The 1,375-nt window shown below is 62.4% G+C and carries 2 protein-coding genes; both read right to left on the bottom strand.

The window, feature by feature from the left end:
• Positions 1 to 480, bottom strand: a 480-nt coding sequence (locus tag BIS11_RS17615; RefSeq protein WP_253586734.1) for a succinate dehydrogenase iron-sulfur subunit, incomplete at its 3' end; no start/stop codon positions are given.
• A 50-nt stretch (positions 481 to 530) separates the two neighbouring features.
• Positions 531 to 1,375: FAD-binding protein (locus BIS11_RS17610; protein ID WP_253586733.1), on the bottom strand; the 845-nt coding region annotated here is incomplete at its 5' end.

The raw sequence follows: 1,375 nt of genomic DNA, 5'->3' as shown, positions 1-1,375 counted from the left end.
GAACGACGGGCACGAGGTAGAGCAGCACGCGCACAGGATGCACTCGTACAAGCCGTCGAGCTTGTCGCGGTCTTCCGGCGACTGCAGACGCTCGATGGCGGGCGCCGGCGTGTCGTTTTGCAGGTACGGCTCGATGCGCTCGTACTGCTTGTAGAAGATCGCCATGTCGACGACCAGGTCACGGATGACCGGAAGACCCGGCAGCGGGCGCAGGGTCAGCTTGCCGCCCTTGACCACGTCGGACAGCGGCGTGATGCACGCCAGGCCGTTCTTGCCGTTCATGTTCATGCCGTCGGAGCCGCACACGCCTTCACGGCAGCTGCGACGAAACGCCAGGCCGCTGTCCTGCTCCTTCATCAGGTGCAGAACGTCCAGCACCATCAGATCGCGACCTTTGGTGTCGACCTGGAACTCCTGCATGTACGGCGCGGAGTCGGTTTCCGGGTTGTAGCGGTATATGGATACCTGAAGATTGGACATTGTGACTCCCTCTCGGTGCAGGGGCCGACGCTTGCCGACCCCGGCGAAGATTAGTAGGTACGAACCTTCGGCTCGAACATATCAACGGTTTTCGGCTTGAAGTTGACGTCGCGCTGCTTCAGCTCCTTGGTGAGCGGGAAGTAGAGCGAGTGCTTCAACCAGTTGACGTCATCACGGTCGGGGTAGTCGTAGCGCGAATGCGCACCACGGCTCTCTTTACGCTCGAGGGCAGCAATCGCCGTTGCTTCCGCCACTTCCATAAGGTTGTCGAGCTCGAGCGCTTCGACACGCGCGGTGTTGAACGCGTTGGACTTGTCCGGCAGGTGGGCATTGGCGATACGCTCGCGCAGGGCCGCCAGCTTCTTCACGCCCTCCTGCATGTTCTCCTCTTCGCGGAATACGCCGAAGGAGTTCTGCATGATGTCCTGAAGCTCCGCCTTGAGCGCGGGGATGCTTTCGCCGCCCTCGGACTCGTTCCAGCGGGTGATGCGCTTCATCGCGGTCTCGATGTCGGACTCGGAGGCGTCCAGGTACTCGATGCCTTCGTTGAGCGCGCCTTCGATGAACATGCCCGCCGCGCGGCCGAAGACCACGAGATCGAGAAGCGAGTTGCCGCCCAGGCGGTTGGCGCCGTGGACCGAGACGCAAGCCGCTTCGCCGCAGGCGAACAGACCGTTGATGATCTGATCTTCGCCGGCCTCGTTCTGCATGATGGCCTGACCGTGAACGTTGGTCGGGATACCACCCATCATGTAGTGGCAGGTCGGCACGACCGGGATCGGGTCCTTGGCCGGGTCGACGTGGGCGAAGGTCTTGGAGAGTTCGACGATACCCGGCAGGCGCTTGCCCAGCACCTCTTCACCCAGGTGGTCGAGCTTGAGGAAGACGTGGTCGC

The organism is Halomonas sp. 707D4, from assembly GCF_024158685.1.
Taxonomy (GTDB): Bacteria; Pseudomonadota; Gammaproteobacteria; order Pseudomonadales; family Halomonadaceae; genus Vreelandella.
The sequence above is the reverse complement of the archived record's forward strand: the minus strand, read 5'-3'. Positions and strand labels throughout refer to the sequence as shown.